Genomic DNA, 22,616 nt, shown 5'->3' on the forward strand with positions numbered 1-22,616 from the left:
GCTTGAAGCGTGAAGCCCAAGGCGTGAAACCAACATTGCGTTATCATGCGCAGCCTCTGAAAAACGCGATGTTGGTTTTCTTGTCATGACCCTCCCGTCCGATCTGCCCGCAGAACTCGCCCACCGTGGCGTGCGCCCGGCCGATCGCCTCGGTTTTACCCTGTTTCTCGCGGCGCTGATCCATTTGGCGCTGCTGCTCGGCGTCGGCTTCACGATGGTCGAGCCCAAGCAAATCAGCAAAACCCTGGAAATCACCCTCGCCACCTTCAAGAGCGAAAAGAAGCCGGAGAAGGCTGACTTTCTCGCTCAACAGCATCAGGAAGGCAGCGGCACGCTGGACAAGAAGGCGATTCCGAAGACCACTGAGGTGGCGCCGTTCCAGGACAATCAGGTCAAAAAAGTCACCCCGCCACCGGCCGCCAAACCGCAAGTGCAGGAAGCCGCACCCAAAGCTGCGGTGACCACCGTCGCGCCGAAACCTAAAAAAGCGCCGACCAAGAAAGAAGAAGCCAAAACCGAAGTCAAACCGACAGTCGACGCGCCAGAATTCGACAGCTCACAGCTGTCCAGCGACATCGCCAGCCTCGAAGCCGAACTGGCCAAGGAACAGCAGTTGTACGCCAAACGCCCACGCATCCACCGTTTGAGCGCGGCGTCGACCATGCGCGACAAGGGTGCCTGGTACAAAGACGACTGGCGCAAGAAGGTCGAGCGCATCGGCAACCTCAATTACCCCGAAGAAGCACGGCGCAAGCAGATCTACGGCAATTTGCGCCTGATGGTCTCGATCAACCGCGACGGCTCGCTGTATGAAGTGCTGGTGCTGGAATCGTCCGGCCAGCCGCTGCTGGATCAGGCGGCGCAGCGCATCGTCCGGTTGGCGGCACCGTTTGCGCCGTTTACCGGGGACTTGTCGGACATCGACCGTCTGGAAATCATTCGCACCTGGAAATTTGCCCGGGGCGACAAGCTCTCGAGCAACTGACACACCGCAACCCCTTGTAGGAGTGAGCCTGCTCGCGATAGCGGTGTATCAGTCAACAATTCCGATTCTGGCACACCGCTATCGCGAGCAGGCTCACTCCTACAATGGATCTGTGCTGTTGTCAGCATCTCCAGCTTGTCAGTTTGCCCCCCGAACGCCACACTAGCGCACATGAAAAACGTCAGCCCCAGCTACCTCAAGCATCAATTCCTGATCGCCATGCCACACATGGCCGACCCGAACTTTGCCCACACCTTGACCTACATCGTCGAGCACACGGCCAATGGCGCTATGGGGATTGTGGTCAACCGGCCGCAAGAGCTGAATCTGGCCGACATCCTTGAGCAATTACGTCCGGACATCGACCCGCCAGCACTCTGCCAGCATGTGCCGATCTTCATTGGTGGCCCGGTGCAGACCGATCGCGGTTTCGTGTTGCACCCGGCGGGCAAGACCTTCCAGGCCACCGCACAGCTGGATGGTGATCTGGCCCTGTCGACTTCGCAGGATGTGCTGTTCGCCATCGCTGACGGCGTCGGCCCGGCAAAAAGCCTGATTGCCCTCGGTTACGCCGGTTGGGAAGCCGGGCAGCTGGAAGCGGAACTCGCCGACAACGCCTGGCTGAACTGCCCGTACGACGCCGACATCCTGTTCAACACCAGCAGCGAACTGCGCCTGGAAGCGGCGGCCCGGCACCTGGGGATCAACCTCAGCCTGCTGACCAGCCAGGCAGGTCACGCCTGATGGCCCTGCGCCTGATTCTCGGCTTCGACTACGGCACCAAACAGATCGGCGTCGCGGTCGGCCAGGTGATTACCGGCCAGGCCCGTGAGCTGTGCACCTTGAAGGCACAGAACGGCGTGCCGGACTGGAACCAGGTCGAAGCCCTTATAAAAGAATGGAAACCCGATGCCGTTGTTGTCGGACTGCCGCTGAACATGGACGGCACCCCGAGCGACATGTGCGTACGCGCGGAAAAGTTTGCCCGCCGCCTCAATGGCCGCTTCAACGTGCCCTTCTATACCCACGACGAACGCCTGACCACGTTTGAAGCCAAAGGCGAGCGACTGGCCCGTGGCGGTCAAAAAGGCAGTTACCGCGACAACCCGGTGGACGCCATCGCCGCCGCTCTGCTGTTGCAGGGCTGGCTCGATGAAAACACTGCATTGTTTGAATCCTGACAAGCGCTTCGGCGCTTTTCTTTTGAGTGAAAAACCGAGTCGCGTCCGAGGACCCGACTCGCCCCAACAAGGAGCAACCATGAGCCTGCCAAATCCCGCCGATCTGATCAGCCAGATGGCGACCCGCCTCAAGGCGCACCTTGCCCAGCGTGAAATCACTGAACCGCGTTACATCGGCATCCGCACCGGCGGCATCTGGGTCGCGCAGGCCTTGCTCAAGGAACTGGGCAGCGATGCGCCACTGGGCACGCTGGATGTGTCCTTTTACCGCGACGACTTCAGCCAGAACGGCCTGCACCCGCAAGTGCGCCCGTCCGCCCTGCCCTTTGAGATCGAAGGCCAGCATCTGGTGCTGATCGACGACGTACTGATGAGCGGCCGTACCATCCGTGCCGCCATGAACGAATTGTTCGACTACGGCCGCCCGGCCAGCGTGACCCTGGTCTGCCTGCTGGACCTCGACGCCGGTGAGCTGCCGATCCGCCCGAACGTGGTTGGCGCGACGCTGTCGCTGGCCGCACATGAACGGGTGAAGCTGTCCGACCCCGAGCCGCTGACGCTCGAACTGCAAGACTTCAACCTTTAATCCGCCCTATTGAGAGTCCCCTTCGCGATGACGCCTCTAGATACCAAGCGCCCGCTGCAGCTCAATGATCAGGGCCAGCTGCGCCACTTCCTCTCGCTCGACGGCCTGCGCCGCGAGTTGCTGACGGAAATCCTCGACACTGCCGACTCGTTCCTCGAAGTCGGTGCCCGGGCGGTGAAGAAAGTCCCGTTGCTGCGCGGCAAAACCGTGTGCAACGTGTTCTTCGAAAACTCCACGCGCACCCGCACCACCTTCGAACTGGCGGCCCAGCGGCTGTCGGCAGACGTAATTACCCTGAACGTGTCGACCTCGTCGGCGAGTAAAGGTGAAACCCTACTCGACACCCTGCGCAACCTCGAAGCCATGGCCGCCGATATGTTTGTCGTGCGCCACGGTGATTCCGGCGCCGCGCACTTCATCGCCGAACATGTCTGCCCGCAAGTGGCAATCATCAACGGCGGCGATGGCCGTCACGCCCACCCGACGCAGGGCATGCTCGACATGCTCACCATCCGTCGGCACAAGGGCGGTTTCGAAAACCTCTCGGTGGCCATCGTCGGCGACATCCTGCACTCGCGGGTTGCGCGCTCTAACATGCTCGCGCTGAAAACCCTCGGTTGCCCGGACATCCGCGTGATCGCGCCGAAAACCCTGCTGCCGATCGGCATCGAGCAATACGGCGTGAAGGTTTACACCGACATGACCGAAGGCCTGAAAGACGTCGACGTGGTGATCATGCTGCGCCTGCAGCGTGAACGCATGACCGGCGGCCTGCTGCCGAGCGAAGGCGAGTTCTACCGCCTGTTCGGCCTGACCACCGCGCGTCTGGCCGGGGCCAAACCCGATTGCATCGTCATGCACCCGGGACCGATCAACCGGGGGGTGGAAATCGAGTCCGCAGTGGCCGACGGCCCGCACTCGGTGATCCTCAATCAGGTGACCTACGGCATCGCAATTCGTATGGCTGTCTTGTCCATGGCCATGAGCGGGCAAACCGCGCAGCGTCAATTCGAGCAGGAGAACGCCCAGTGAAGCTCAGCATTCTCGGCGCACGCGTCATCGATCCAAGCAGCGGCCTGGATCAAATCACCGATATTCACGTTGAAGCCTGCAAGATCGTCGCCCTCGGCGCCGCCCCGGCCGGTTTCAGCGCAGTAGAAACCATCGATGCCCAAGGCCTTGTCGCCGCTCCGGGCCTCGTCGATCTGAACGTTGCCCTGCGCGAGCCGGGCTACAGCCGCAAAGGCTCGATTATCAGCGAAACCCGCGCCGCCGCTGCCGGCGGTGTGACCAGCCTGTGCTGCCCGCCAAAAACCAAACCGGTGCTCGACACCTCCGCCGTGGCCGAGCTGATCCTCGATCGTGCCCGCGAGGCCGGCAACACCAAAGTCTTCCCGATTGGCGCCTTGAGCAAAGGTCTGGACGGCGAGCAACTGGCCGAACTGGTGGCGCTGCGCGACGCCGGTTGCGTGGCGTTCGGCAACGGCCTGGAGAGTTTCCGCAACACCCGCACCTTGTGCCGGGCGCTGGAATACGCGGCGACCTTCGACCTGACGGTGATCTTCAACTCGCAGGATCACGACTTGGCTGAAGGTGGCTTGGCTCACGAAGGCGCGGTGGCCAGTTTCCTTGGCCTGCCGGGAATTCCGGAAACCGCTGAAACCGTGGCCTTGGCCCGTGATCTGTTGCTGGTCGAGCAGACCGGCGTGCGTGCGCACTTCAGCCAGTTGACCAGCGCTCGCGGCGTAGCCCTGATCGCTCAGGCGCAGGCCCGTGGCTTGAAGGTGACGGCGGATGTCGCGCTGTATCAACTGATTCTGACTGATGAGGCGCTGATCGACTTCAGCAGCCTGTACCACGTGCAACCGCCGCTGCGCACCCGTGCTGACCGTGATGGCCTGCGTGAAGCGGTGAAGTCCGGTGTGGTCACGGCGATTTCCAGCCATCACCAGCCGCACGAACGCGACGCCAAACTGGCACCGTTCGGCGCGACCGAGCCGGGCATCAGCAGTGTTGAACTGTTGCTGCCGCTGGCGATGACGCTGGTTGAGGATGGGTTGCTGGATCTGCCGACCTTGCTGGCGCGTTTGAGCGCTGGCCCGGCTGAAGCGCTGCGTCTGCCGGCGGGCAAACTGGCAGTGGGTGGTGCGGCGGATATCGTGCTGTTCGATCCACAGGCTTCGACGGTGGCCGGTGAAGGCTGGTTGTCGAAGGGTGAGAACTGCCCGTTCATTGGGCACACTTTGCCAGGTGTGGTTCGCTATACGCTGGTGGATGGGCGGATCAGTCACCAGGCTTGATACCGCGTCGCCCCATTCGCGAGCAGGCTCGCTCCCACATTGGATCTGTGAACGACACAAATCCCCTGTGGGAGCGAGCCTGCTCGCGAAGACTTACTGGAAAGCGCCTCTGCCTTCAGCGTTACGCACCGAGACCTGATCATTCAGCGTCCAGAAGTCATACAGCACCCCCAGAAAGAACAACCCGCCCGTCAGCAGATAGATCAGCCCACTGATCCACTTGCCTTGGTACATCCGGTGCACGCCGAGTGCGCCAAGGAACGTCAGCAGAATCCACGCCACGTTGTACTCGATCGGCCCTGCGGTAAAACGCAGATCCGCCTCGCGATCCATCGCCGGGATCAGAAACAGGTCGATCAGCCAGCCAATACCCAGCAAACCGAAGGTGAAGAACCAGATCGTCCCGGTCACCGGCTTGCCGTAATAGAAGCGGTGAGCACCGGTAAAACCGAAAATCCACAGCAGATAACCGATGATTTTGCTGTGCGTATCTTGCTGCTGAACAAATTGTTGATAGGGGTTCATGAAGACCTCGATTCACACGATAGATAAATATTCTTGAATTCTTTGTGACTTTTTTACAGGTAGCCGACGTACGGCAAATGTTACCGTTGCTACCGTCAAAGCCTTATAGCACCTGACTTCTGTCCGACAATTGCGTCCATTTGCCGCTTATTTGGTTCCGTTGGCCTCCAACTGAATCGACCAACGGACTCGGAATGAAAAAAAACTCTGTTATAAAGTTGCGCGCTATCACTAAAGAGCCACGCCTAATGCGACCATTTTTCAAGACATGGCTAACCATCTGCCTATTAATGCCACTGGCCGCCCACGCCACCAATCGTGAGCAACGTCTTCCCAACGTTAACGGCTTTACCCCTAAATCCCATGCTTCGGCTCCATCGAGCAAAAGCAGCAAAAGCAAAACCACCACGCTGAGCAGCAAGAGCCACAGCAAGCTGGTGCCACCGATGGCGAGCAAGGAAAGCAGCAACGTGCTGAGCCGTGCGGTGAACGTCCTCGGTACCCCTTATCGTTGGGGCGGCAGCAGCCCAAGTAAAGGCTTCGATTGCAGCGGTCTGGTGAAATACGCGTTCAACGACGCTACGTTCGACCTGCCACGCACCTCCAACGCCATGGCCAGCGGTCACGGCGAGAAAGTCGAGCGCAAGGATCTGAAGCCGGGCGACCTGATTTTCTTCAACATCAAGAGCCGTCGGGTCAACCATGTTGCCATCTACCTGGGCAACGATCGCTTCATCCACGCTCCGCGTCGTGGCAAAGCGGTGAGCATCGATACGTTGAACAAGCCGTACTGGCAGCAGCATTACGTGGTTGCCAAGCGTGTGTTGCCGAAAGAGCAAAACCAGATGCGCGTGGTTCAGCGCTAACACCATACCGATCGTTCCCATGCTCCGCGTGGGAATGCCTCAATGGACGCTCCGCGTCCGCTTCGGCAGGGACGCAGAGCGTCCCGGGCTGCATTCCCACGCAGAGCGTGGGAACGATCACTCCCTCAGAAATTATCCGGCGTCCGCGCCTTCTCCCGCGCATGTTCGCGGCTGATCAAGCCCTTGGTCACCAGTTCCTTCAGGCACATGTCCAGTGTCTGCATGCCCAACGACCCACCCGTCTGAATCGCCGAATACATCTGCGCGACCTTGTCCTCGCGGATCAGGTTACGGATCGCCGACGTCCCCAGCATGATCTCGTGCGCCGCCACCCGCCCGCCGCCGATCTTCTTGATCAACGTCTGCGAGACCACCGCCAGCAACGACTCGGACAGCATCGAACGCACCATCGACTTCTCGTCACCGGGGAACACGTCGACCACGCGGTCGATGGTTTTCGCCGCCGAGGTGGTGTGCAGCGTGCCGAATACCAAGTGCCCGGTTTCGGCAGCGGTCAGCGCCAGGCGAATGGTTTCCAGGTCACGCATCTCGCCGACCAGAATCACGTCCGGGTCTTCACGCAGTGCCGAGCGCAACGCAGTGGCGAAACTGCGGGTATCACGGTGGACTTCACGCTGATTGATCAGGCATTTGCGCGATTCGTGAACAAACTCGATCGGATCTTCGATAGTCAGGATGTGGTGATGCCGGTGGGTATTGAGGTAATCGATCATCGCCGCCAGCGTGGTTGATTTGCCGGAACCGGTCGGCCCGGTGACCAACACCAGACCGCGCGGGGCATCGGTGATCTTGCGGAAGACGTCGCCCATGGCCAAGTCTTCCATGCTCAGCACTTTCGATGGAATCGTACGGAATACGGCGCCGGCGCCACGGTTCTGGTTGAAAGCGTTGACGCGGAAACGCGCCACACCCGGCACTTCGAAAGAAAAGTCGGTTTCCAGATGCTTCTCGAAGTCGACCCGCTGGGTGTCGTTCATGATGTCGTAGATCAGTTCGTGCACTTGCTTGTGATCCAGCGCCGGCAGATTGATCCGCCGCACGTCGCCATCGACGCGGATCATCGGCGGCAGACCGGCCGACAGGTGCAGGTCGGAAGCTCCCTGTTTGGCGCTGAAGGCCAGCAGTTCAGTGATATCCATAGCGCTCCTCAATTCCAGTAGAATGCCGCGAACCTTCCGACCGCTGGCGCCTCTTGATGTCCACGATAGCAGACAACATCCAACTGGTTAGTTCGCGCATCCAGGCAGCGGTAACAGCTGCAAACCGCGCTGAAAACAGCGTCCAGCTGCTCGCGGTCAGCAAGACCAAACCCGCCCAGGCCCTGCGCGAAGCATACGCCGCCGGCCTGCGCGACTTTGGCGAGAACTACCTGCAGGAAGCCCTGGGCAAACAGCTCGAACTGGCCGACCTGCCCTTGATCTGGCACTTCATCGGCCCCATTCAATCGAACAAGACTCGTGCGATTGCCGAGCATTTCGACTGGGTGCATTCCGTGGATCGCCTGAAAATCGCTCAACGCTTGTCCGAACAGCGCCCGGCTGAACTGCCGCCGCTGAACATCTGCGTTCAGGTCAATGTCAGCGGCGAAGCCAGTAAATCCGGCTGCACTCCGGCTGACCTGCCGGCATTGGCCGCCGCGATCAGCGCACTGCCGCGCCTGAAACTGCGCGGCCTGATGGCGATTCCCGAGCCGACCGACGACCGCGCCGAGCAAGACGCGGCCTTCGCCGCCGTGCAGAAATTGCAGGCGAGCCTTGATCTGCCGCTCGACACACTTTCCATGGGCATGAGCCACGACCTTGAGTCGGCCATCGCCCAAGGCGCCACCTGGGTTCGTATCGGTACGGCCCTGTTTGGCGCCCGCGACTATTCCCAATCTTGAACGTTTCCAGATAAGGACCACACATGAGCAACACACGTATTGCGTTTATCGGTGCGGGCAACATGGCGGCCAGTTTGATCGGCGGCCTGCGCGCCAAAGGTCTGGAAGCTGCACACATCCGTGCCAGCGATCCGGGCGAAGAAACTCGCGCCAAGGTCAGCGCTGAGCACGGCATCGAAACGTTTGCCGACAACGCCCAAGCCATCGACGGCGTCGATGTGATCGTGCTGGCGGTCAAGCCGCAAGCCATGAAGGCTGTGTGCGAGGCGATTCGCCCGAGCCTGAAACCCAATCAACTGGTGGTGTCGATTGCCGCTGGCATCACTTGCGCAAGCATGACTGCGTGGCTCGGCGAGCAGCCGATCGTGCGCTGCATGCCCAACACCCCGGCGCTGCTGCGTCAGGGCGTCAGCGGCTTGTACGCGACCAGCGAAGTGACCGCCGAGCAACGTCAGCAAGCTGAAGAGCTGCTGTCCGCCGTCGGTATCGCCCTGTGGCTGAAAGAAGAACAACAACTCGACGCCGTGACCGCTGTGTCCGGCTCCGGCCCGGCGTACTTCTTCCTGCTGATCGAAGCCATGACCGCCGCCGGCGTCAAACTCGGCCTGCCGAAGGACGTTGCTGAACAACTGACTCTGCAAACTGCCTTGGGCGCCGCACACATGGCGGTTTCCAGCGATGTCGACGCCGCCGAACTGCGCCGCCGTGTGACCTCGCCAAACGGCACCACGGAAGCTGCAATCAAATCATTCCAGGCCAATGGCTTTGAAGCACTGGTCGAAACCGCACTCGGCGCCGCCGCGCACCGCTCGGCCGAAATGGCCGAACAACTGGGCAAATAAGGAGCCTTACATGATTGGATTGAACACCGCAGCGGTTTACGTGCTGCAAACCCTCGGCAGTCTGTACCTGCTGATCGTGCTGCTGCGTTTCGTACTGCAACTGGTGCGGGCGAACTTCTACAACCCGCTGTGCCAGTTCATCGTCAAAGCGACCCAGCCACTGCTCAAACCACTGCGCCGGATCATTCCGAGCCTGTTTGGTCTGGACATGTCGTCGCTGGTGCTGGCGATTCTGGTGCAACTGGCGCTGATGGCGTTGACCCTGCTGCTGACCTACGGCACCACCGGCAACCCGCTGCAACTGTTTATCTGGTCGATCATCGGCGTGACCGCACTGTTCCTGAAGATCTTCTTCTTCGCCCTGATCATCAGCGTGATTCTGTCGTGGGTTGCGCCGGGCAGCCACAATCCCGGCGCTGAACTGGTCAACCAGATCTGCGAGCCGGCGCTGGCGCCGTTCCGCAAGTTCCTGCCGAATCTTGGCGGTCTGGACCTGTCGCCGATCTTCGCCTTCCTCGCGCTGAAACTGATCGACATGCTGGTGATCAATAATCTGGCGGCGATGACGATGATGCCGGAAATCCTGCGCCTGCTGATGTGAGCTGGTTTCGCTGGGACGGTGACGACTTGATTCTGGAGTGTCACCTGCAACCTGCGGCCCGCAGCGATGACTTCGCCGGGCTGCATGGGGATCGCCTGAAGATTCGTCTGACTGCACCGCCGGTTGAGGGCAAGGCCAATGCTTATCTGATGGGCTTTCTGGCCAAGGCGTTTGGCGTTTCCAAAAGCCAGGTCAGTTTGCTCAGTGGCGAGTTGAACCGGCAGAAGCGAGTGAAGATCTGCTCGCCGAAGAAGTTGCCGGATTTGCCGGGATTGGTTGGGCGCTTGTCTTGAGTTTGGCGGCGTCTGTACCCCTCACCCCAGCCCTCTCCCCCTGGAGAGGGAGCCGATCTATGGTGTTTTCAAAACTTGAGTTCAACTCGATAGATCAGGTCGGTGTAGCTCAAAAGAACACCTCGGTCGGTCCCCTCTACCTCTGGGAGAGGGAGCCGATTTTGGTGGTTTTCAAGGCCTGAGTTCAACTCGACAGATCAGGTCGGCGTAGCTCAAAAGAACACCTCGGTCAGTCCCTTCTCCCTCTGGGAGAGGGTTAGGGTGAGGGCTGCTTGCCGCTAACCCCCCCGGTCTTTAGACTTACGCCTCATTTCAACGAGAGCAGGGTCGATGCCAACTGCCTTTCCCCCCGATTCTGTTGGTCTGGTGACGCCGCAAACCGCGCACTTCAGCGATCCGCTGGCGCTGGCCTGTGGCCGCTCGTTGGCCGCCTATGACCTGATCTACGAAACCTACGGCACGCTGAACGCGCAGGCGAGCAACGCCGTGCTGATTTGTCATGCCTTGTCCGGCCATCACCACGCTGCCGGCTATCACAGCGTCGACGACCGCAAACCCGGTTGGTGGGACAGCTGCATCGGCCCGGGCAAACCGATCGACACCAACAAGTTCTTCGTGGTCAGCCTGAATAATCTGGGCGGCTGCAACGGCTCCACCGGCCCCAGCAGCATTAACCCGGAGACCGGCAAGCCATTCGGTGCCGACTTCCCGGTGCTCACCGTGGAGGACTGGGTACACAGCCAGGCGCGCCTGGCCGACCTGCTCGGCATCGGCCAGTGGGCGGCGGTGATCGGCGGCAGCCTCGGCGGCATGCAGGCGCTGCAATGGACCATCACTTACCCGGATCGTGTGCGTCACTGCCTGGCCATCGCCTCGGCACCGAAGCTGTCGGCACAGAACATCGCCTTCAACGAAGTGGCGCGTCAGGCGATCCTCACCGACCCGGAATTCCACGGCGGTTCGTTCCAGGAAGCCGGCGTGATTCCAAAGCGCGGGCTGATGCTGGCGCGGATGGTTGGACACATCACCTACCTGTCCGACGATTCGATGGGCGAGAAATTCGGCCGTGGCCTGAAGAGCGAGAAGCTCAACTACGACTTCCACAGCGTCGAATTCCAGGTCGAAAGCTACCTGCGTTATCAGGGCGAAGAGTTCTCCGGACGCTTCGACGCCAACACCTATCTGTTGATGACCAAGGCACTGGATTACTTCGATCCGGCGGCGAACTTCGACGATAACCTGGCGAAAACCTTTCAAAACGCCACGGCCAAGTTCTGCGTAATGTCGTTCACCACCGACTGGCGCTTCTCTCCGGCCCGTTCGCGGGAACTGGTGGATGCACTGATGGCGGCGCGCAAAGACGTCAGCTATCTGGAAATCGACGCACCGCAGGGCCACGACGCCTTCCTGATTCCGATCCCTCGCTACTTGCAGGCGTTCGGCAATTACATGAACCGCATCACGTTGTGAGAAAGCCATGAGAGCTGATCTGGAAATCATCCAGGAATGGATCCCCGCCGGCAGCCGCGTCCTCGACCTCGGTTGCGGTGACGGCGAGCTGCTGACCTGGCTGCGCGACAACAAGAACGTCACCGGTTATGGCCTGGAAAACGACGCTGACAACATTGCCCAGTGCGTGGCCAAAGGCGTCAACGTTATCGAGCAGGATCTGGACAAGGGGCTGGGCAACTTCGCCAGCAACAGTTTCGACATCGTCGTCATGACCCAGGCCCTGCAAGCCGTGCACTACCCGGACAAGATCCTCGACGAAATGCTCCGGGTCGGCCGCCAGTGCATCATCACTTTCCCGAACTTCGGCCACTGGCGCTGCCGCTGGTATCTGGCGAGCAAGGGGCGCATGCCGGTGTCGGAATTTCTGCCGTACACCTGGTACAACACACCGAACATTCACTTCTGCACCTTCGAAGACTTTGAAGAACTTTGCCGCGAACGTGATGCGAAGGTCATTGATCGGCTTGCCGTGGATCAACAGCACCGCCACGGGTGGGCCAGTAAGCTATGGCCTAATCTGTTAGGTGAGATCGGTATCTACCGCGTCAGCAGCCCGCAGCTTGCAGACCACAAAGTCGCGGTCTGAATCCCGTCATTTCGAGGAGCACGATCATGGGTCGTTTAGCGTTGTTGTTATTGACTGCCTGCCTGAGCGCCAGCGCCATAGCGGCCGACGTCATCAAGGGCGAGCGCAAGGAAACCTTCGGCGATGTCACGGTGCACTACAACACTTTCAACTCGACGTTTCTGACGCCGGACATCGCCAAGGCGGCTGAACTGATTCGCAGCAAAAATCAGGGCGTGATCAATGTCTCGGTGATCAAGGACGGCAAACCACTGATCGCCAACGTCACCGGCACTGTCAAAGACCTGACCAGCCAGAGCGTGCCGCTGAATTTCCGCCAGATCACCGAACAGGGCGCGATCTATTACATCGCCCAGTACCCGGTGCCTCAGCAGGAAACCCGCACCTTTGAAATCAAGGTGCAGAACGGCGACAAGATCAACACCATCAATTTCAACCAAGAACTCTTTCCCGGCGAATGATGAACATCAAGCAGCTCGTACTGGCCAGCCATAACGCCGGCAAACTCAAAGAACTCCAGGCCATGCTCGGCGATTCGGTGCAACTGCGCTCGATTGGCGAGTGGAGCAAGGTCGAGCCGGAAGAAACCGGTCTGTCGTTCGTCGAGAATGCGATCCTCAAGGCACGCAACGCCGCACGCATTTCCGGGTTGCCGGCACTGGCCGACGATTCCGGTCTGGCGGTGGATTTCCTTGGCGGTGCGCCAGGCATCTATTCGGCGCGTTATGCCGACGGCCAGGGCGATGCGGCGAACAATGCCAAATTGCTCGATGCACTGAAAGATGTGCCGGAAGCCGAGCGCGGTGCGCAGTTCGTTTGCGTGCTGGCGCTGGTGCGTCACGCTGACGATCCGTTGCCGATTCTCTGCGAAGGCCTGTGGCACGGGCGCATCCTCACCGCTGCCAGCGGCGAACACGGTTTCGGTTATGACCCGCTGTTCTGGGTGCCGGAGCGGGATGTGTCCAGCGCCGAACTGAGTCCGGCCGACAAGAACCAGATCAGCCACCGCGCCCGTGCAATGGATTTGTTGCGCCAGCGTCTGGGCCTGAAATGACCGACAGCCCCTCCGCGTCGTCGCTGATCATCGGCGGTGCCGCTTCTTCGCCTCGGGCGCCGCTGCCAACGCTGCCGCCCCTGGCGCTGTACATCCACATCCCGTGGTGTGTGCGCAAATGCCCGTATTGTGATTTCAACTCGCACACTGCCAGCCCGGTGTTGCCGGAGCAGGAATACGTTGATGCGCTGCTGGCCGATCTCGATCAGGATCTGCACGCCGTGTACGGTCGTGAAATCAGTTCGATCTTCTTTGGTGGCGGCACGCCGAGCCTGTTCAGCGCCGAAGCCCTCGGGCGGCTGCTGGAAGGCGTCGAACAGCGGATTCCGTTTGCCCACGACATCGAAATCACTCTGGAAGCCAACCCTGGGACCTTCGAGCAAGAGAAGTTCGTCGCGTACCGCAAGCTGGGGATCAATCGCCTGTCGATCGGCATCCAGAGCTTCCAGCAGGAAAAGCTCAAGGCGCTGGGGCGGATTCACAACGGTGACGAAGCGGTACGCGCGGCCGGTATGGCGCGGCAGGCCGGGTTCGATAACTTCAACCTCGACTTGATGCACGGTTTGCCCGATCAGTCGCTGGACGATGCCCTCAGCGATCTGCGCCAGGCCATCGCGCTGAATCCAACGCACATTTCCTGGTATCAGCTGACGCTGGAGCCGAACACCGTGTTCTGGAACCAGCCGCCGGTGCTGCCGGAAGATGACACGCTGTGGGACATTCAAGAGGCCGGGCAAGCGCTGCTGGCGGAACACGGTTATGCGCAATACGAAGTGTCGGCTTATGCCCAGGCGGGCCGGCCAGCGCGGCACAACCTCAATTACTGGAGTTTTGGCGACTTCATCGGCATTGGCGCGGGCGCGCATGGCAAGCTCAGCCACCCGGACGGACGCATCGTTCGCACCTGGAAAACCCGTTTGCCGAAGGACTATCTCAACCCGGCAAAAAGCTTTCAGGCCGGCGAGAAAGCGCTGACCAACGACGAGATGCCGTTCGAGTTTCTGATGAACGCTTTGCGCCTGACCGCAGGCGTCGAATCGCGCCTGTATCCTGAGCGCACCGGGCTGTCGCTGGAAAGCCTCGCTGAAGGCCGGGCCGCGGCAGAACAAAGCGGTCTGTTGCAGGTCGAACCGTCACGTCTGGCGGCCACCGAGCGCGGACAGCTGTTTCTCAACGACTTGCTGCAACAATTTCTGACCTGACTTCAGTCCCAAGGGAAAACGCATGGATTTGATACTCGACCTGCTCGCCACCGTCTCCCGCTGGAGCCGCAGCAACCTCTCGGAAATCGCTCTGGCCCTGGTGGGCTGCCTGCTGGTGCTGTTCGGCGCCGACTTCAAAGGCTGGGTCGAGCAACGCTTGGGCAGCATCGCCGGCGCCCTGCGTGTGCCACTGATGGCCCTACTGTGCGTGATCGGTAGCGGCGCCGCGCTGATCTACGCCACGCCGTGGGTGATCAAGGGTTTGAGCCAGTTCAATAACTACAGCCTGGCGCCTGTGTTGCTGGTAGTCCTCGTCCTCATCGGCGTCGTCGCCGACCGCCGCTGATTCCGCAAACACCCCAAAACAACTGTGGGAGCGAGCCTGCTCGCGAAGGCGTCTTAACATTCAACATCATCGTTGACTGTCAGACCGCTTTCGCGAGCAGGCTCGCTCCCACAGTTTTTATTGCGTGATGCTTAAGCGAGTTTTTCGAACTTCAGGTCCCACACGCCGTGGCCAAGACGTTCGCCGCGGCGTTCGAACTTGGTGATCGGGCGTTCGGCCGGGCGTGGTACGCACTTGCCGTCTTCGGCGAGGTTGCGATAGCCCGGGGCGACGTTCATCACTTCCAGCATGTACTCGGCGTACGGTTCCCAGTCGGTGGCCATGTGCAGGATGCCGCCAACCTTCAACTTGCTGCGCACCAGTTCAGCGAACGAGGCCTGAACGATACGACGCTTGTGGTGACGGCTCTTGTGCCATGGGTCCGGGAAGAACAGCATCAGGCGATCGAGGCTGTTGTCGGCGATGCAGCGGTTGAGCACTTCGATCGCGTCGCAATCGTAGACGCGCAGGTTGGTCAGGCCTTGCGTCAGCACGCCATTGAGCAGCGCGCCGACACCCGGACGGTGCACTTCAACGCCGATGAAATCCTGATCTGGTGCGGCCGCTGCCATTTCCAGCAGCGAGTGGCCCATGCCGAAACCGATCTCCAGCGAGCGCGGTGCCGAACGGCCGAACACTTGATCGTAATCCACCGGGGCGTCGGCCAGCGGCAGCACGTAAAGCGGCGCGCCCTGATCCAGACCGCGTTGCTGGCCTTCGGTCATGCGCCCGGCGCGCATCACGAAACTCTTGATGCGGCGGTGTTGGCGCTCGTCGCCTTCTTCCGTCTGGATAGGCGTGTCGTTCGATTCAGTCATCAATGGCTCTTACTTGATCAGACCATCCAGCGGCGAAGAGGCGCTGGCATAGAGTTTTTTCGGCATACGGCCAGCGAGGTAGGCCAGACGGCCTGCAACGATGGCGTGTTTCATGGCTTCAGCCATCATCACCGGCTGCTGGGCGTGGGCGATGGCCGAGTTCATCAGCACCGCATCGCAACCCAGTTCCATGGCGATGGTCGCATCGGACGCAGTGCCGACACCGGCATCGACCAGCACAGGGATTTTGGCTTCTTCGAGGATGATCTGCAGGTTGTACGGGTTGCAGATCCCCAGACCGGAACCGATCAGGCCGGCCAGCGGCATGACCGCGATACAGCCGATTTCCGCCAGTTGCCGGGCGATAATCGGGTCATCGCTGGTGTACACCATCACGTCGAAGCCTTCCTTGACCAGCGTTTCTGCGGCCTTAAGGGTTTCGATGACGTTAGGGAACAGGGTCTTCTGGTCGGCCAGCACTTCCAGCTTCACCAGATTGTGACCATCGAGCAGCTCACGGGCCAGGCGGCAGGTGCGCACGGCTTCGATGGCGTCGTAGCAACCGGCGGTGTTCGGCAGGAAGGTGTAACGCTCCGGCGACAGCACGTCGAGCAGGTTCGGCTCGCCTTCGATCTGGCCCAGGTTGGTGCGGCGCACGGCGAATGTGACGATCTCGGCACCCGAGGCTTCGATGGCCTGACGGGTTTCTTCCATGTCACGGTACTTGCCGGTACCGACCAGCAAACGCGACTGGTAAGTACGACCGGCCAGCACAAAAGGCTTGTCGCTACGAACGATGCTCATGGGGAATCCTCTTTAGGAGTGAGGGTCTTGCAGAATTCTGTGCCCTTGCGGGGCGGGCGATCAGCCGCCGCCGATGGCGTGCACCACTTCAACGTTGTCGCCGTCGTTGAGCATGGTGTCGGCATGCTGGCTGCGCGGGACGATATCCAGATTGAGTTCGACTGCCACTCGACGTCCGGTCAGTTCCAGACGAGTGATCAGGGCCGCAACGGTCTCGCCGTCGGGCAGTTCAAGGGATTCGCCGTTCAACTGAATGCGCATGCGCAACGCCGCCATCATTTTTAGGGGCTGGCATTCTAGCCCGATCATGACCTAAAGGTCAGCACCAAGCGTCAAGCGGTTGGTTGCAGGCGCCAGGCGGCGAGGCCTAGGCAAACCCAACCGGCCAGAAATGCCAGACCGCCGAACGGAGTGATGATGCCGAGTTTGCTGATGCCGGTGGTGGTCAGCACGTACAGGCTGCCGGAGAACAGCAGGATGCCGACGGTGAAGGAAACGCCAGCCCAAGTGACCAGTCGACCCTGAATCTGCGTGGCCAACAGCGCCACACCAAACAGCGCCAAGGTGTGCACCAATTGATAGGTGACGCCGGTATGGAAGATCGCCAGATACTCGGGTGTCAGGCGGTTTTTCAGGCCATGGGCGGCGAATGCGCCCAACGCAACACCGGTGAAACCGAAAAAAGCGGCCAGCATCAAAAAGCCACGCAGCATTGGGAACTCCAGTCAGACGCGATCGGCAGGGTCTGTATAATGGCCCGCTCCACCGGTTCGGCCAAGCCATCTCTATGCTGCGTACTATTTTCCGTCGTCTCACGAAGGCCCTGCTCTGGTTCGCCGGCGGCAGCGTCTTGCTGGTGCTGGTGTTTCGCTTCGTGCCGCCGCCGGGTACGGCGTTGATGGTCGAACGCAAGATCGAGTCCTGGGTCGACGGTGAGCCAATTGACCTGCAACGCACGTGGAAGCCGTGGGACGAGATCTCCGACGACCTCAAAGTCGCGGTCATGGCCGGTGAGGATCAGAAGTTTCCCGAGCATTGGGGCTTTGATTTCAGTGCGATCCAGGCAGCGTTGGCTCACAACGAGCTTGGCGGGTCGATTCGCGGCGCCAGCACCTTGAGCCAGCAGGTGTCGAAAAACCTGTTTCTGTGGGCCGGCCGCAGCTATCTGCGTAAAGGCCTGGAGGCGTGGTTTACCGCGCTGATCGAGGTGTTCTGGCCCAAGCAGCGGATTCTTGAGGTGTATCTCAACAGCGTCGAGTGGGATGACGGGGTGTTTGGCGCCGAAGCCGCAGCCCGCCATCACTTTGGTGTGAGCGCGAAGTCGTTGTCGCGGCAGCAGGCGAGTTATCTGGCGGCTGTTCTGCCCAATCCGCGTGTCTGGAGTGCTAGCCATCCGACCGCTTATGTCTCGCGCCGGGCCGGGTGGATTCGTCAGCAGATGAGTCAGCTGGGTGGGGATAGTTATCTGTTGGGGCTCAACGATTCGCGCCGCGCACCTTGGTCTGAATAACGCTGAAGATCCCCTGTGGGAGCGAGCTTGCTCGCGAATGCGGTGGATCATTCAGCAGTGGCGGTGACTGACTCTCCGCTTTCGCGAGCAAGCTCGCTCCCACATGGATTTTGTGTGAAGCCTGAAATGAAAACGCCCCGATCATCGCTGATCGGGGCGTTTTTTATTGCCTGCTCGCCGGTTATGCGGCGATCGACAACTTGAGCTTGTTCATCGCGCTCTTCTCGAGCTGACGGATCCGCTCGGCCGACACGTTGTACTTCTGCGCCAGGTCGTGCAGCGTGGCTTTCTCTTCTGCCAGCCAGCGCTGGTAGAGGATGTCGCGGCTACGTTCGTCCAGCACTTCCAGCGCTTCGTGCAGGTTGTGATTGGAGTTGTCGCTCCAGTCGGCATCTTCCAGTTGACGCGCCGGGTCGTACCGGTGGTCTTCCAGGTAGTTGGCCGGCGACTGGAAAGCGCTGTCGTCGTCGGCTTCAGCAGCCGGGTCGAAGGCCATGTCGTGGCCGGTCAGGCGACTTTCCATTTCGCGCACTTCACGCGGCTCTACGCCGAGGCTTTCCGCCACACGGTGGACTTCCTCGTTGTTCAGCCACGCCAGACGTTTTTTCTGGCTGCGCAGGTTGAAGAACAGCTTGCGCTGGGCCTTGGTGGTCGCGACTTTCACAATGCGCCAGTTGCGCAGGATGAACTCGTGAATTTCCGCCTTGATCCAGTGCACGGCGAACGACACCAGACGCACACCCATTTCCGGGTTGAAGCGCTTCACGGCCTTCATCAGGCCGACGTTACCTTCCTGGATCAGGTCAGCCTGAGCCAGACCGTAGCCGGAATAGCTACGGGCAATGTGTACGACAAAACGCAGGTGGGCGAGCACCATCTGCCGAGCCGCCCCCAAATCCTGCTCATAGTAGAGACTCTCGGCCAGTTCACGCTCCTGCTCCGGCGTCAGCAATGGAATGCTGTTGACGGTGTGCACGTAGGCTTCCAGGTTCGCACCCGGAACCAACGCATACGCAGGTTGCAAAGAATTGGTCATACGAAAAAACCTCCCACTTACATACTCGTGCTTCTCAGCACTGCGAAAAATTGACCGGGAACTCAAATACAAGTTCCCAAAAAACCGCGAGGTCAATCACGCGCAAAAAAGATTCTACTTCGGCGCCAGCTCCCTGAGATGGCGTGCGACTGCAATCCATGCACCGATATAACCCAACAGCACCGCGCCAAGCAAGAGCGACAGACCGTCGGCAACTGGCACTCCGGCCAGAGCGAAATCGCTGCCGTACAAACCGGCCAGCCCAACCACCGCATCGTTCAGCCAGTTCAGGCCGAACGCCAATACACCCCAGGACAGTAGCCCCGCACCGAAGCCATACAACGCGCCCATATAAAGGAAAGGGCGACGCACATAACTGTCAGTGCCGCCGACGAGTTTAATCACTTCTATCTCGGTGCGGCGGTTTTCAATATGAAGACGAATGGTATTGCCTATCACCAAAAGTAATGCAGAAACCAGCAGCACCGTCAGACCGAAGACAAAACGATCGCCAAGCTTGAGGATCGCGGCCAAACGCTCGACCCAGACTAGATCAAGTTGCGCCTGTTGTACCTTGGGCAATTCGGAAAGTTTTTGTCTTAATGCTTCCAGCGTCGGCTTGTCGACCTCATTCGGGGTGACCAGCACCACGCCCGGCAACGGGTTCTCCGGCAGCTCGCGCAGGGCTTCGCCCAACCCGGATTGCTGCTGAAACTCTTCCAGCGCCTGATCGCGGCCGACATATTCAGCATCCGCTACGCCGGGCATGCCTTTGATCTGCTCGCGCAACGACTCGCCCTGCTCCGGGCTGGCGTCGAGTTGCAGATACAGCGAAATCTGCGCCGCACGCTGCCACGAACCGCCAAGACGCTCGACGTTGTTGAGCAACAGGGACAAGCCCATTGGCAGACTCAGCGCGACCGCCATCACCATGCAGGTGAAGAAGCTGCCGATCGGCTGCTTGCCGAGACGACGCAGGCTGTCGAGCAGACTGGCGCGATGGCTTTCGACCCAGGCACGGAACAGCGTTGCGAAGTCCGGGCCATCGTCTTCGTCGTGTTTTTTCTTCTTCGGTGGTTGCGGATCGGCGGCTTTCGGCGCCACGCGCTCGGAAACCTTCGGACTGCGTGTCGCACTCATTCTCCGGCCTCCCCGTCGCCAATCAATCGGCCGCGTTGCAGGGTCAGCATGCGGTGACGCATGCGCGCGATCAGTGCCAGGTCGTGACTGGCGATCAGCACGCTGGTGCCCAGACGGTTGATGTCTTCGAACACGCCCATGATTTCCGCCGCCAGACGCGGGTCGAGGTTACCGGTCGGTTCGTCCGCCAGCAGCAAGGCCGGGCGGTGCACGATGGCGCGGGCGATGCCGACGCGCTGTTGCTGACCGGTGGACAGGTCGCCCGGGTACAGATCGGTTTTATCCGACAGCGCCACGCGCTCCAGCGCCGAATCGACACGCTTGGCGATTTCGGCCTTGGACAGCCCGAGAATCTGCAGCGGCAAGGCGACGTTGTTGAACACCGTGCGATCGAACAGCAGTTGGTGATTCTGGAACACCACGCCGATCTGCCGACGCAGGAACGGAATCTGCGCGTTACTGATGGTGCTCAGGTCTTGCCCGGCCAGCAGCAGTTTGCCGCTGGTCGGACGTTCCATCGCCAGCAAAAGGCGTAACAAGGTGGATTTACCGGCGCCGGAGTGGCCGGTGACAAACAAGAACTCGCCACGACGGACTCGAAAGCTCAGCTCATGCAAGCCGACGTGACCATTCGGGTAGCGTTTACCGACCTGTTCGAAACGAATCATGAACGCTCCCGCTCGGCAAACAGTGCCTGGACAAAGGGTTCGGCTTCAAAGGTACGCAAATCGTCGATGCCTTCACCGACGCCGATGTAGCGGATCGGCAGGCCGAACTGCTTGGCGAGGGCGAAAATCACGCCGCCCTTGGCGGTACCGTCGAGCTTGGTCAGCGCCAGGCCGGTCAGTTCGACGGTCTGGTTGAATTGTTTGGCCTGGTTGATGGCGTTCTGACCAGTACCGGCGTCGAGCACCAGCAGCACTTCGTGCGGCGCGTCGGCGTCGAGCTTGCCGATCACCCGGCGAACTTTTTTCAGTTCTTCCATCAGGTTGTCTTTGGTGTGCAGGCGACCGGCAGTGTCAGCGATCAATACATCGATACCACGGGCCTTGGCGGCCTGCACGGCGTCGAAGATCACTGAAGCCGAGTCGGCGCCGGTGTGCTGGGCGATGACCGGGATCTTGTTGCGCTCGCCCCAGACTTGCAGCTGTTCCACGGCAGCGGCGCGGAAAGTGTCACCGGCGGCGAGCATGACTTTCTTGCCTTCCAGTTGCAGCTTCTTCGCCAGTTTGCCAATGGTGGTGGTTTTGCCGGCGCCGTTGACGCCAACCACCAGAATCACGAACGGTTTGTTCTGCGAAACGATTTTCAGCGGTTGTTCGACCGGCTTGAGCATCGCCGCCAGCTCGGCCTGCAGGGATTTGTACAGCGCGTCGGCGTCGGCCAGCTCTTTGCGGGCGACCTTCTGGGTCAGGCGCTGGATGATCTGCGTGGTGGCTTCGACACCGACGTCGGCGGTGAGCAGACGGGTTTCGAGGTCATCGAGCAGATCGTCATCGATGGTTTTGCGGCCGAGGAACAGGCTGGCCATGCCCTCGCCGATGCTGGCGCTGGTTTTCGACAGGCCTTGCTTGAGGCGGGCGAAGAAACCGGCTTTGGTTTCTTCGGTGCGCGGGGCTTCGACTGGGGCCTCGGTAACCACTTCAACCGGCACAACTGGCGCAGCGACGACCGGTGCAGGTGCAGGTGCAGGCTCGGGCTGTTGAACGACCGGAGCGACAAACGCCGGCGCAACAGGCTCAGCAACAACCGGCGCAGGCTCGACAACCGGCTCAACCACAGGCGCCCGAGTCACTTCGGGCACCATCGCAGCAGGCGCTGGAATTTCCGGGGTGATGTGTGGCGTAGCGTCTTCAACCAACGCCACCGGCTCTTCCGCCACCGGCAAGGTGAGCCACGGTTCAGCCGCAGGAGTCAGTGGTAGCTCAGCCGCCACAGGCGCTTCAGGCTCTGGCTCAACCGGTTGCAACACCGGCTCGGCAATCGGCAGCACAATCGGTGCCGGCTCTTCTTCTATGACTGGAGCCGGCGCTGGCGCTGGCTCAGGAATCACCGGCGGCTGTTCGACGACGGGTTCCTGCGGTTTCTTACGCAGCCATCCGAACAGGCTTTTCTTCTCGCCAGCCGCAGCTGGGGTCTTCTTGTCGTCGTTGGAACCAAACATGGAGGACGGCTATCTCACGGTAGCGACGCGCCATAAGGGCGCCCCGGCAAATAAATATTCGATGCAGAACAGACTGTGTTTCATCCAGCTTGTTCACGCGCAACATTTTGTCGAGGCGCCAGCGGCACCTCAAAGAATCGTATAAACGAAGGACTAAACCGGCAAATTCGGCGAAAAAGCGAAGTTTAGTCGATAAACCGTAGCTTTCTGCCGCAAACCCATTCAGCCAGATCAGGTCTGAAAACCTGATAGGCGTGGTCGCCGGTAAAACGGATCAGTATCCTAGCACCCTCTCGCCCGCCGACGCTAAGACCAAGCGGGCA

At 60.4% G+C, this 22,616-nt stretch carries 28 protein-coding genes; 18 read left to right on the plus strand and 10 right to left on the minus strand.

What is annotated here, in order from left to right; all coding sequences use genetic code 11:
- Positions 1 to 85 precede the first annotated feature (85 nt).
- From AC0ZWN_RS23990 to AC0ZWN_RS24015, 6 genes are all read left to right on the plus strand, one after another.
- The gene (locus AC0ZWN_RS23990; protein ID WP_093429840.1) at positions 86 to 985 is read left to right on the plus strand and encodes an energy transducer TonB; all 900 of its coding nucleotides are present in this window, start codon (positions 86 to 88) and stop codon (positions 983 to 985) included.
- 171 nt (positions 986 to 1,156) lie between these two features.
- The gene (locus tag AC0ZWN_RS23995; RefSeq protein ID WP_016985971.1) at positions 1,157 to 1,729 is read left to right on the plus strand and encodes a YqgE/AlgH family protein; all 573 of its coding nucleotides are present in this window, start codon (positions 1,157 to 1,159) and stop codon (positions 1,727 to 1,729) included.
- Positions 1,729 to 2,166 (plus strand): Holliday junction resolvase RuvX, encoded by a 438-nt coding sequence (gene ruvX, locus AC0ZWN_RS24000; RefSeq protein WP_034153652.1) that lies wholly within the window; start codon positions 1,729 to 1,731, stop codon positions 2,164 to 2,166. Before AC0ZWN_RS23995 ends, ruvX begins: the two co-directional genes overlap by 1 nt.
- Positions 2,167 to 2,245: 79 nt before the next feature.
- Positions 2,246 to 2,752: a bifunctional pyr operon transcriptional regulator/uracil phosphoribosyltransferase PyrR gene (gene pyrR / locus AC0ZWN_RS24005; RefSeq protein WP_476336829.1), complete on the plus strand. Its 507-nt coding sequence runs from the start codon at positions 2,246 to 2,248 to the stop codon at positions 2,750 to 2,752.
- A 27-nt stretch (positions 2,753 to 2,779) separates the two neighbouring features.
- Positions 2,780 to 3,784 carry an aspartate carbamoyltransferase catalytic subunit gene (locus AC0ZWN_RS24010; protein ID WP_007913665.1) on the plus strand — a complete coding sequence of 335 codons (1,005 nt, stop codon included), beginning with the start codon at positions 2,780 to 2,782 and terminating at the stop codon, positions 3,782 to 3,784.
- A complete protein-coding gene (locus AC0ZWN_RS24015; protein WP_476336831.1) occupies positions 3,781 to 5,052 on the plus strand; it encodes a dihydroorotase in 1,272 nt (423 codons plus the stop codon). Before AC0ZWN_RS24010 ends, AC0ZWN_RS24015 begins: the two co-directional genes overlap by 4 nt.
- 93 nt (positions 5,053 to 5,145) lie before the next feature.
- Here the strand turns inward: AC0ZWN_RS24015 and AC0ZWN_RS24020 are convergent, their stop codons facing one another.
- Positions 5,146 to 5,577 (minus strand): NINE protein, encoded by a 432-nt coding sequence (locus AC0ZWN_RS24020; protein ID WP_007913651.1) that lies wholly within the window; start codon positions 5,575 to 5,577, stop codon positions 5,146 to 5,148.
- A 248-nt stretch (positions 5,578 to 5,825) separates the two neighbouring features.
- On the opposite strand from AC0ZWN_RS24020, the gene AC0ZWN_RS24025 reads away from it, so the two are divergent.
- Entirely contained in the window at positions 5,826 to 6,443 is a 618-nt protein-coding gene (locus tag AC0ZWN_RS24025; protein WP_095049466.1) for a C40 family peptidase, read from the plus strand.
- 125 nt (positions 6,444 to 6,568) lie between these two features.
- Here AC0ZWN_RS24025 and AC0ZWN_RS24030 read toward each other — a convergent pair whose 3' ends face one another.
- The gene (locus AC0ZWN_RS24030) at positions 6,569 to 7,603 is read right to left on the minus strand and encodes a type IV pilus twitching motility protein PilT (protein WP_041063525.1); all 1,035 of its coding nucleotides are present in this window, start codon (positions 7,601 to 7,603) and stop codon (positions 6,569 to 6,571) included.
- 56 nt (positions 7,604 to 7,659) lie between these two features.
- Between AC0ZWN_RS24030 and AC0ZWN_RS24035 the strand changes: the two genes are divergently transcribed.
- The 10 genes from AC0ZWN_RS24035 to AC0ZWN_RS24080 all read left to right on the plus strand — a co-directional run bounded on the left by AC0ZWN_RS24035 (position 7,660) and on the right by AC0ZWN_RS24080 (position 14,782).
- Positions 7,660 to 8,346, plus strand: coding sequence for a YggS family pyridoxal phosphate-dependent enzyme (locus tag AC0ZWN_RS24035; protein WP_095125843.1), 687 nt, complete (start codon positions 7,660 to 7,662; stop codon positions 8,344 to 8,346).
- A 23-nt stretch (positions 8,347 to 8,369) separates the two neighbouring features.
- Positions 8,370 to 9,188, plus strand: coding sequence for a pyrroline-5-carboxylate reductase (gene proC / locus AC0ZWN_RS24040; protein WP_311996958.1), 819 nt, complete (start codon positions 8,370 to 8,372; stop codon positions 9,186 to 9,188).
- Between the two features lie 10 nt (positions 9,189 to 9,198).
- A complete protein-coding gene (locus AC0ZWN_RS24045) occupies positions 9,199 to 9,789 on the plus strand; it encodes a YggT family protein (protein ID WP_250605812.1) in 591 nt (196 codons plus the stop codon).
- Positions 9,786 to 10,082: a DUF167 domain-containing protein gene (locus tag AC0ZWN_RS24050; RefSeq protein WP_007913642.1), complete on the plus strand. Its 297-nt coding sequence runs from the start codon at positions 9,786 to 9,788 to the stop codon at positions 10,080 to 10,082. The genes AC0ZWN_RS24045 and AC0ZWN_RS24050 overlap by 4 nt, the downstream gene beginning before the upstream one ends.
- A gap of 330 nt (positions 10,083 to 10,412) precedes the next feature.
- Positions 10,413 to 11,552 carry a homoserine O-succinyltransferase MetX gene (gene metX, locus AC0ZWN_RS24055; protein WP_186620033.1) on the plus strand — a complete coding sequence of 380 codons (1,140 nt, stop codon included), beginning with the start codon at positions 10,413 to 10,415 and terminating at the stop codon, positions 11,550 to 11,552.
- Between the two features lie 7 nt (positions 11,553 to 11,559).
- Positions 11,560 to 12,180, plus strand: coding sequence for a methionine biosynthesis protein MetW (metW, locus tag AC0ZWN_RS24060; RefSeq protein ID WP_007913638.1), 621 nt, complete (start codon positions 11,560 to 11,562; stop codon positions 12,178 to 12,180).
- A gap of 26 nt (positions 12,181 to 12,206) precedes the next feature.
- A complete protein-coding gene (locus AC0ZWN_RS24065; RefSeq protein ID WP_476336836.1) occupies positions 12,207 to 12,641 on the plus strand; it encodes a DUF4426 domain-containing protein in 435 nt (144 codons plus the stop codon).
- Positions 12,638 to 13,234, plus strand: coding sequence for an RdgB/HAM1 family non-canonical purine NTP pyrophosphatase (gene rdgB / locus AC0ZWN_RS24070; protein WP_476336838.1), 597 nt, complete (start codon positions 12,638 to 12,640; stop codon positions 13,232 to 13,234). Before AC0ZWN_RS24065 ends, rdgB begins: the two co-directional genes overlap by 4 nt.
- Entirely contained in the window at positions 13,231 to 14,436 is a 1,206-nt protein-coding gene (hemW, locus tag AC0ZWN_RS24075) for a radical SAM family heme chaperone HemW (protein ID WP_476336840.1), read from the plus strand. Before rdgB ends, hemW begins: the two co-directional genes overlap by 4 nt.
- A 22-nt stretch (positions 14,437 to 14,458) precedes the next feature.
- Complete coding sequence (locus tag AC0ZWN_RS24080) at positions 14,459 to 14,782, plus strand: DUF3392 domain-containing protein (RefSeq protein WP_007913629.1); 324 nt, start codon at positions 14,459 to 14,461, stop codon at positions 14,780 to 14,782.
- A gap of 131 nt (positions 14,783 to 14,913) precedes the next feature.
- On the opposite strand, the gene trmB is transcribed toward AC0ZWN_RS24080, so the two are convergent.
- The 4 genes from trmB to AC0ZWN_RS24100 form a co-directional block, all read right to left on the minus strand.
- Complete coding sequence (gene trmB, locus AC0ZWN_RS24085; RefSeq protein WP_110718034.1) at positions 14,914 to 15,639, minus strand: tRNA (guanosine(46)-N7)-methyltransferase TrmB; 726 nt, start codon at positions 15,637 to 15,639, stop codon at positions 14,914 to 14,916.
- 9 nt (positions 15,640 to 15,648) lie between these two features.
- Positions 15,649 to 16,443: a thiazole synthase gene (locus tag AC0ZWN_RS24090; protein WP_007913621.1), complete on the minus strand. Its 795-nt coding sequence runs from the start codon at positions 16,441 to 16,443 to the stop codon at positions 15,649 to 15,651.
- Positions 16,444 to 16,503: 60 nt separating this feature from the next.
- Positions 16,504 to 16,704: a sulfur carrier protein ThiS gene (gene thiS / locus AC0ZWN_RS24095; RefSeq protein ID WP_191622628.1), complete on the minus strand. Its 201-nt coding sequence runs from the start codon at positions 16,702 to 16,704 to the stop codon at positions 16,504 to 16,506.
- Between the two features lie 71 nt (positions 16,705 to 16,775).
- Entirely contained in the window at positions 16,776 to 17,156 is a 381-nt protein-coding gene (locus tag AC0ZWN_RS24100; RefSeq protein ID WP_476336843.1) for a DUF423 domain-containing protein, read from the minus strand.
- 74 nt (positions 17,157 to 17,230) lie between these two features.
- Between AC0ZWN_RS24100 and mtgA the strand changes: the two genes are divergently transcribed.
- On the plus strand, positions 17,231 to 17,953 hold the full coding sequence (mtgA, locus tag AC0ZWN_RS24105) for a monofunctional biosynthetic peptidoglycan transglycosylase (protein ID WP_476336844.1): 723 nt from the start codon (positions 17,231 to 17,233) through the stop codon (positions 17,951 to 17,953).
- 181 nt (positions 17,954 to 18,134) lie between these two features.
- Here mtgA and rpoH read toward each other — a convergent pair whose 3' ends face one another.
- The 4 genes from rpoH to ftsY all read right to left on the minus strand — a co-directional run bounded on the left by rpoH (position 18,135) and on the right by ftsY (position 22,293).
- Positions 18,135 to 18,989, minus strand: coding sequence for an RNA polymerase sigma factor RpoH (gene rpoH, locus AC0ZWN_RS24110; protein WP_003229146.1), 855 nt, complete (start codon positions 18,987 to 18,989; stop codon positions 18,135 to 18,137).
- A gap of 114 nt (positions 18,990 to 19,103) precedes the next feature.
- The gene (gene ftsX / locus AC0ZWN_RS24115; protein ID WP_077574909.1) at positions 19,104 to 20,129 is read right to left on the minus strand and encodes a permease-like cell division protein FtsX; all 1,026 of its coding nucleotides are present in this window, start codon (positions 20,127 to 20,129) and stop codon (positions 19,104 to 19,106) included.
- Complete coding sequence (gene ftsE / locus AC0ZWN_RS24120) at positions 20,126 to 20,797, minus strand: cell division ATP-binding protein FtsE (RefSeq protein ID WP_008065082.1); 672 nt, start codon at positions 20,795 to 20,797, stop codon at positions 20,126 to 20,128. Before ftsE ends, ftsX begins: the two co-directional genes overlap by 4 nt.
- The gene (gene ftsY, locus AC0ZWN_RS24125) at positions 20,794 to 22,293 is read right to left on the minus strand and encodes a signal recognition particle-docking protein FtsY (protein ID WP_476336847.1); all 1,500 of its coding nucleotides are present in this window, start codon (positions 22,291 to 22,293) and stop codon (positions 20,794 to 20,796) included. Before ftsY ends, ftsE begins: the two co-directional genes overlap by 4 nt.
- Positions 22,294 to 22,616: the final 323 nt, after the last annotated feature.

It is taken from the genome of Pseudomonas sp. 3B-A001-10F, from assembly GCF_056313565.1.